The 8391-nt window shown below is 63.7% G+C and carries 4 protein-coding genes, 1 tRNA gene and 2 pseudogenes; 2 read left to right on the forward strand and 5 right to left on the reverse strand.

Annotation, left to right across the window (positions count from 1 at the left end; all coding sequences use genetic code 11):
• Positions 1-892, forward strand: a pseudogene (locus tag ACESL8_RS13000) (phosphoenolpyruvate carboxylase); the annotation flags it as partial.
• Between the two features lie 24 nt (positions 893-916).
• Here ACESL8_RS13000 and ACESL8_RS13005 read toward each other — a convergent pair.
• From ACESL8_RS13005 to ACESL8_RS13020, 4 genes are all read right to left on the reverse strand, one after another.
• Positions 917-991 (reverse strand) — tRNA-Val (locus ACESL8_RS13005).
• A gap of 98 nt (positions 992-1089) precedes the next feature.
• Positions 1090-3480 (reverse strand): endopeptidase La, encoded by a 2391-nt coding sequence (lon, locus tag ACESL8_RS13010; RefSeq protein WP_372919530.1) that lies wholly within the window; start codon positions 3478-3480, stop codon positions 1090-1092.
• Positions 3481-3626: 146 nt separating this feature from the next.
• Positions 3627-4832 (reverse strand): CaiB/BaiF CoA transferase family protein, encoded by a 1206-nt coding sequence (locus ACESL8_RS13015; protein ID WP_372919532.1) that lies wholly within the window; start codon positions 4830-4832, stop codon positions 3627-3629.
• A 13-nt stretch (positions 4833-4845) separates the two neighbouring features.
• Positions 4846-6399: an MFS transporter gene (locus tag ACESL8_RS13020; RefSeq protein ID WP_372919534.1), complete on the reverse strand. Its 1554-nt coding sequence runs from the start codon at positions 6397-6399 to the stop codon at positions 4846-4848.
• A gap of 121 nt (positions 6400-6520) precedes the next feature.
• Here ACESL8_RS13020 and ACESL8_RS13025 point away from each other — a divergent pair, with 121 nt between their 5' ends.
• Positions 6521-8101, forward strand: coding sequence for a phytoene desaturase family protein (locus tag ACESL8_RS13025; protein ID WP_372919536.1), 1581 nt, complete (start codon positions 6521-6523; stop codon positions 8099-8101).
• Here ACESL8_RS13025 and ACESL8_RS13030 read toward each other — a convergent pair.
• Positions 8080-8391 (reverse strand): annotated as a pseudogene (locus ACESL8_RS13030) (amino acid permease); the annotation flags it as partial. The gene ACESL8_RS13025 and the pseudogene ACESL8_RS13030 overlap by 22 nt on opposite strands.

Raw genomic sequence — 8391 nt, forward strand, 5'->3', positions numbered from 1 at the left:
CTATGCCCGCGCCATCACGGCGTTCGGCCTGGGCCTGATCCCCGTCACCGGATCGCGCCGGCTGAAACGCCAATCCGATATCGGCAGCGACCGCGAGGCGTCGTTGCGCTCCATCCGCGCCATCCCGCACAACGCCGTCCTGCAACAACTGGGTTATCCGGTGAACGTGCTGGCCGGGGTTGGCAGCGCCGGAGCGGACGCGCAGGAATCGCTGGCCGCACTGCTACACGGCTCCGCGCGCGGACGGCAACTGTTGGGGCTGGTTGAAGCTGCCAACGCCATCGCCAGCATCAAGACCGTGGCCGCTTACGGCGAGCTGTTCAACAGCGCCTATTGGGCCACACGCCCCTATCGCGGCACCGAAGACAGCCTGGCCCGGCCCTGCCTGGCGCTGGCGGAAAAACTGGTGGACGACGACCGTTCCGGCCAGTTCCGCCGCCTCGCCTCCAGCTTGCGGGTGGACAATATCAAGCTGCGGCAATTGCTGGCGTATCTGCCCGAACCTTCGCTGCCCGACCCCGGCACCGAAGGCACCAGGCGCACACTGGGCGTGCTGCACGCGCTGCGGCTGGCGCTGATGCAGCATCTATTTTTGCGCGCTGCCCAAATTCCGGCCTTTTCCCGCCGCAACGATATCAGCCGCGACGATGTGCTTGATATGGTGCTGTCATTGCGGGTGGACGAAGCGCTCGTCCAGCTCAAGCGCGCCTTCCCGGTGGCTGCGCCCGATCTGGCGGATTACCGCATGGATGAGGCAACCGATTGGCCAGAGGATGATGCCCAGGCCTATGCCGGCATCCAGCGCCGCTTCATCGAACCGATTGCACAGGCGGCGCAGTTGATCCCGCTGATCAGCATCGCCATTGCCAACCACTTCGGCGCACATGGATAACGTCTGTTTTTGGGGGGATGCAAGTGGTGGGCGCGACAGGGATTGAACCTGTGACCCCTGCCGTGTGAAAGCAGTGCTCTACCGCTGAGCTACGCGCCCACTTGCCCGGCGCCGTTGTGCCGGATCGGCGGATTAGGCGAGGCGGGCGGCGCTGTAAAGCCCCGCCCGTCCGATTAGCGCAAGTTTCCCGGCGATTGTCAGTGCCGCACTGCCGGTTCGCTGGCCACCACGGCGGCTGGCAGAACGGCCTTCTCATCAGCCTCGGTCCATTCGATCGCCACCAACGGCTCGGTCAAAGCCAGCGCCAGCACTTCATCCACATGGGATACGGGCACGATTGTCATCCCCTGCTTCACGTTATCGGGAATTTCGGCGAGGTCCTTTTCGTTCTCCGCCGGGATCAGCACCATGGTGATGCCGCCGCGCAGCGCTGCCAGCAATTTCTCTTTCAGGCCGCCGATGGGCAGCACGCGGCCGCGCAGAGTCACTTCCCCGGTCATTGCCACATCACGCTTCACCGCCACCCCGGTGAGGGTGGAGATGATGGCGGTGACCATGGCAATACCAGCCGAAGGGCCATCCTTGGGCGTTGCGCCTTCCGGCACGTGGACGTGGATGTCCCGCTTTTCAAAAACGCTGGGCTTGATGCCATAATGCGGTGCCCGCGCCCGCACGAACGACAGCGCCGCCGAAATCGATTCGGTCATTACGTCGCCCAGTTTGCCGGTGGTCTTGATCGTGCCCTTGCCCGGCGAGGTGACAGCCTCGATGGTTAGCAGGTCGCCGCCCACTTCCGTCCAGGCCAGGCCGGTCACAGCGCCAATCTGGTCTTCGGTGTCGGCCAGGCCATAGCGATGTTTCCGAATCCCGGCGAACTCGGCCAGATTGTCCGAATTCACCGCAACGCTGGTCGCCTTGCCTTCGAGGATGCGGCGCAGCGCCTTGCGCGCCAGCTTGGCGATCTCGCGCTCCAGCCGGCGCACCCCGGCTTCGCGGGTGTAATAACGGATCAAATCGCGCAGCGCGTCTTCGCCAACGCTGAACTCTTCCTGCTTCAGGCCGTGGGCTTCATATTGCTTGTCGATCAGATGGCGCTTGGCGATCTCCACCTTCTCGTCTTCGGTATAGCCCGACAGCGTGATGATCTCCATGCGGTCCAGCAGCGGCTGGGGCATGTTGTAACTGTTGGCGGTGGTCACGAACATCACGTCCGACAGGTCGTAATCGACCTCGAGATAATGGTCGTTGAAAGCCTTGTTCTGTTCGGGGTCGAGCACCTCAAGCAGCGCCGATGCCGGATCGCCGCGGAAATCCTGGCCCAGCTTGTCGATTTCATCGAGCAGGAACAGCGGGTTGGAGGTACCGGCCTTCTTCAGATTCTGGATGATCTTGCCGGGCATCGAGCCGATGTAGGTGCGGCGGTGGCCGCGGATTTCGGCTTCGTCGCGCACGCCGCCCAGGCTGTGACGGATGAACTCGCGCCCCGTCGCCTTGGCGATGCTGCGGCCCAAACTGGTCTTGCCAACACCGGGCGGGCCGACAAGGCACAGGATCGGCCCCTTCAGCTTGTTGGTGCGCGCCTGCACGGCCAAATACTCGATGATCCGATCCTTGACCTTTTCGAGGCCAAAATGATCGGCATCGAGCACGCCTTGCGCGGCCACGATGTCTTTCTTGATCTTGGATTTCTTGCCCCACGGCAGGGCCAGCAGCGTGTCGAGGTAGTTGCGCACCACCGTGGCTTCCGCCGATTGCGGCGACATTGCCTTCAGTTTCTTGAGCTCGCCCAGCGCCTTTTCGCGGGCTTCCTTCGACAGCTTTACTGTGCGGATCCGCCCTTCAAGCTCGGCAATCTCGTCCTTTTCCTCGTCGGCTTCGCCCAGCTCGCGCTGGATCGCCTTCATCTGTTCGTTGAGATAATATTCGCGTTGGGTCTTTTCCATCTGCCGCTTGACGCGGTTGCGGATTTTTTTCTCCACCTGCAACACGCCCATCTCGCCTTCCATGAAGGCAAAGATCTTCTCCAGCCGCAAGCCCACGTCCGGCTCAGCCAGCAGCGCCTGCTTGTCGGCGATCTTCAGGCCCAGATTGGCCGCGACGGTATCAGCAAAACGCCCCGGCTCTTCAACGGCCGAGATCTGGCTGGCAATTTCGGGCGCAACCTTGCGGTTGAGCTTCATATATTGTTCGAACTGGGTTTGCGCCGAACGCAGCAACGCCGCGACCTCGGTCTCGCTGCGCTCCACGTCCGGGCGTTCGGCCACTTCAGCCATCAAATGTGGCCCGCTGGCATCGAGCTTGACCAACGAGGCGCGGCTCTGCCCTTCGACCAGCACCTTGACCGTGCCATCGGGCAGCTTGAGCAGTTGCAGCACGTTGGCCAGCGTCCCGACGTCATACAGCTCATCGGCGCCGGGATCTTCATCGCCGGGGTTTTTCTGGCTGAGCAGGAACACGGTGCGGCCGTCGTTCATCGCCGCTTCGAGTGCCGCCACCGATTTTTCACGCCCCACAAACAGCGGCACGATCATTTGCGGGAACACCACGATATCGCGCAGCGGCAGCACGGGCAGGGTTTGATTGGTCATGTCGTCTCCGTCGCGAAACCTTGAGCCTCGCTTTGTACTGGCTGATATGGGTAGCGCGTGTTGGAGACGCAATGGCAGAATCAGCGCACCCCAAAGTCAACCTTGTCGCAGATGATGCAAGAACCGTGCCGGGCGCGATAGGCCCTTCAACCCTTGAGGACACCCTTATCCACAAGAACGGCAATGGCGGCAGCGTCGTAACCCAAGGCGGCAAGAATCTGCCGGCCGTGCTGGCCCAGATGCGGCGCCGGGCCGGGGGCAGCAAGCGGCGTGCCAAAGCGCGCCGGCGGCCGCGCCTGACGCACGCGGCCAATGACGGGGCTGTGTTCCACCTCGATACAGATGCGGTTGTGCTGCACTTGGGCATCGTTCGGCACGTCGGCCAGATGCACCACCGGGCCGCCGACTGCGCCCTGTTGCACAAACCCGTCCATCAATTCGGCGCGGCTGCGGCGGGCGATTTCGGCTGAAACCTGCGGCGCCCATTCGCGCTGGTGCGTGATGCGCCCGGCCGACGATTGGAAGCGCGGATCGTCGGCGAGGGATTCGAGGCCAAGGCTGCGGCACAGCGCGGAAAATTCGGCCGTCTGCAACGCGCCGATCGCCACCTGGCCATCGGCCGCCGTCCACAGCCGCATCTGCGCGCCATATTCCGGCACCTGGCGCGGCGCATCATCCAAAAAGCTGTGATTATACATGCCATCCGGCCAGTTGAAGGCGACGGCGGCATCCAGCATCGCCACCTGCACGCGCTCACCGGGCGCACCTGCACCGGCACGTTCACGGCGCAGCAGGGCCGCGGTGATCGCCTGCGCCGCTGTCAGCGCCGTCACCTTGTCGGCCACCAGATGGCGGACGAGGCCGGGCGTGCCTTCCTTGTCCACCTGAGAGGCCGCGATGCCCGAAACCGCCTGGATGACCGGATCATAAACCCGCACATTCTGATACGGTCCGTCGGGGCCAAAGCCGGTGATGCTACAATAGATCAGCCGCGGATTGATCACCTGCAATCGCGGCCAATCCAGCCCGAGCCGGGCCAGCACGCCGGGGCGGAAATTTTCGACCAGCACATCGGCCGTGGCCACCAGCCGTTCGAGTACGGCCAGGCCATCGGGCGATTTCAGATCGAGGCACAGGCCCTGCTTGCCGCGGTTGACGGCGATGAACATGCTCGACAGATCGGCCTTGCGCGGCCCCAGCCCGCGCACCGGATCGCCGCCGGGGCTTTCGACCTTGATCACTTCCGCGCCCTGATCGCCCAGCATCTGGCAGGCCATCGGCCCGGATACGATCTGCGAACAATCGACGATACGATAGCCGGATAGCGGCCCTGTCCCTTGGGGTCCTGTCATGTGCGTTCCCCGCTCAATCGTTGATGTTGATGTGGCGCGAATCCTTGAGGAACAGCAGCATCACCACCAGGCCCACCACCACCACCACGATCGTGTACCACAGCCCGGCAAACACATCGCCGGTACTCACCACGATATATTGCGAGATCACCGGCAGGAACCCGCCGAAATACCCCGTGCCGATGTGATAGGGCACCGACATCGAGGTGTAGCGCACGCGCGCCGGGAACATCTCCACCAGCACGGCGGCAATCGGCGCATAAGTCCACCCCGAAAGCAGCCCGATTGCCATCACCGCCAGCAGCAGTTTCCACGCCACGATGCGCTGCGGGTCGGCCTTTTCGGGCCAGCCGGCGGCATTGAGCGCAGCGCCCCATTTGTCCTTGTCAAAACCCTCCAGCCGCGTGCCCGCCACGTTCATCGCCAGCACCGGCGCATCGGACTTTTCATAGGATACGCCGCGTTTCGTGAGCCATTCCAGCGCCTTGCCGCATTCGGCTTCCTGTTTGAGGAAGACGTTGTATTCACACTCCGGCAGCTCGACGGTAACCGGCGCAGTCGCCATCGCTTCGGACAATGCCGGGTTGGCGCCGCTGGCCATCAGCTGAAAAATTGGAAACAGCGCGACCAGCGTGATGGCAAAGCCGGCGGCCAGCACCTGTTTTCGGCCATAACGATCGGAAAGCCCGCCGAAATAGATATAGGCCGGCGCCGACACCAGCACGCCGACGGCAAGATACAGCAGCGCCTCGCGTTCGGGCAGGCGGGCGGTATTTTGCAGGAAATACAACGTGCCGAACTGGCTGGTGTAAAAAATAACCGTGAACCCGGCCGACACGGCGAGCGCCACCAGCAGGCGCCCTTTGTTGCCCGGCGCCGATAACGCATCCTTGAACGGATTTTTCGACGTGGTGCCCGCCGCTTTCATCTTTTGAAACACCGGGCTTTCGGCCAGTTTCAGCCGCACCCACAGCGAGATGGCAAGCAGCAGGATCGACATCAGGAACGGAATGCGCCAGCCCCAGGCCGCAAATTCAGCTTCGGGAATGATCGCCTTGGTGGAGAGCACAACGCCCAGCGTGAGCATGAAGCCGCCCGCCGCCGCCGCCTGAATCCAGCTGGTATAGGCGCCGCGCTTGCCCGGCGGCGCGTGTTCGGCGACATAAATCGCCGCCCCGCCATATTCACCGCCCAGCGCCAGCCCCTGCAGCGTGCGCAGCACGAGCAGCAGGATGGGGGCCAGGATGCCGGCCTGTTCGAACGTGGGCAGCAAGCCGATGCACGCCGTCGCCCCGCCCATCATCGCGATGGTGATCAAAAATGTGTATTTGCGCCCCACCTTGTCGCCAAACCAGCCAAACACCAGCGCGCCCAGCGGCCGGAAGAAAAACCCGATGGCAAAGGCAAACAAGCTGAACAGCAGTTCGGTGGTGGGGTTGCCGGTGGCAAAAAACAACTTGCCCAGCAGGCTGGCGAGGATGCCATACAGGAAGAAATCATACCATTCGAACACGGTGCCCAGGCTGCTGGCGATGATTACCAGCCGATCCCGCTTCGGATCGATCACGTCTGCAACTGTCTCTGATTCAACGCCCAAAACCCGGCCTCCCCGCCTGCCCCTTGTTCCCTCGCATAGCGGATGCGGCGAAGGTTGCAACGGGATGCTGCGGCGGGCAAGGAAGGCAGCGATGCAATACGACGCTCTCATCATCGGCGGCGGCCACAATGGGCTGGTGACGGCCTTCTATCTCGCTCGCGCCGGCCTCAAGGTGCATGTCTGCGAAGCACGCGATGTGGTAGGCGGAGCGTGCGTGACCGAGGAATTCGCGCCCGGTTTCCGCAATTCCACCGCCAGCTATACCGTCTCGCTGTTGCAACAGAAAGTGGCGGCGGACATGAACCTAGCCGGGCATGGCCTGAAGATCGTGCTGCGCCCGCTCAATAATTTCCTCCCCCTCGACGGGGATTATCTGAAGGTTGGCACGGGACAGACGCAGGCGGAGGTTGCGCGCTTTTCCGCCAAGGATGCCGCCGCCCTGCCCGCTTATGATGCGCGGCTGGAGGTGCTGGCCGATCAGATGCGGCGGTTGGCGCTGCTGACGCCGCCGGGGCGCGGGCTCAAGGCGCTGGGCGCGCTCGCCGTGCAGGGCTGGCCGCTGATGGGGCTGAGCACCGAGGAGCAGCGCGATCTGCTCAATCTGTTCACCCGCAGCGCGCGTGAATTTCTGGATGGCTGGTTCGAAAGCGATCCGATCAAGGCGGTGCTGGGTTTCGACAGCATCGTCGGCCATTTTGCCAGCCCGGATACGCCGGGTTCGGCCTATGTGCTGCTTCACCATGTGTTCGGGCAGGTGAACGGCGTGAAGGGCGCGTGGGGCCACGCCATCGGCGGCATGGGCAGCATCACTCAGGCGATGGCCAAGGCTTGCGCCGGCGAAGGCGTCTCCGTCGGGCTGGAAGAGCGCGTGGCGCGGGTGAACGTCGCCCACGGCAAGGCGCACGGCGTCACACTTGAAGATGGCCGCGTGTTCGATGCGCCAATCATCGCCAGCACTGCCGGGCCTGCCCTGCTGTTCCGCCAACTGGTTGACCGCGCCGATCTGCCCGCCGATTTCGCTCGCGCCATCGATGGCTATGCTTGCGGATCGGGCACGTTCCGCATGAATGTCGCGCTGTCCCAATTGCCGGAATTCAGCGTGCTGCCCGGCCCCGGGCCTCACCTGGGCGCCGGCATCATCATGGCGCCCAGCCTTGATTACATGGACCGCGCCTTCACCGACGCGAAAACGCTCGGCTGGTCACGCCAACCCATCGTGGAAATGCTCATCCCCTCCACGCTGGATGATACGCTCGCCCCACACGGCGCGCACGTCGCCAGCCTGTTTTGCCAGCAGTTCGCCCCCAAATTGCCCGGCGGCCAAAGCTGGGACGACGTGCGCGAAACCGCAGCCGATCTCATCATCGACACGGTCACCGCCCACGCCCCCAATTTCAAGGCCAGCATCATTGCGCGCCAGATCCACTCGCCATTGGATCTGGAACGCAAATTCGGCCTGATCGGCGGCGACATCTTCCACGGCCGCATCAGCCTGGATCAATTATGGGCCGCCCGCCCGGTGCTGGGCCACGGCGATCACCGCATGCCGATAAAGGGCCTGTATCTGTGCGGCAGCGGCGCGCATCCCGGCGGCGGCGTGACGGGCGCACCCGGCCACAACGCCGCGCGCGAGATTCTCTCGGACCGGCGCTACCGCCGGCTGCGCGTGTAAATCAGCATCGGCCACGCCGCCGCGAGCAGTGCCAGGCTCCATAAATTGGGCTCCAGCCCGGCGGCATAAAGCGCAAACACGGCATAGGCACTGCCCCCCACCGCCACCAGCCGCAGCGCGCCGCCCAGCAATTTCACCGCCGCCAGCGCCACAGCCAGATAGCCGATCAACATCGCCGATGTCGCCACCAGGATGAAGAATTCGAACAATCCAGCCAGGCTCCGGCTGACGTTCAACACCACCAGCACTGCTGCCAGCCCGCTCGCCAGCCACACCGCTTCTGCTGCCGC

The sequence above is a fragment of the Sandarakinorhabdus sp. genome (assembly GCF_041689835.1).
In the GTDB taxonomy this organism is placed as follows: Bacteria; Pseudomonadota; Alphaproteobacteria; order Sphingomonadales; family Sphingomonadaceae; genus Sandarakinorhabdus.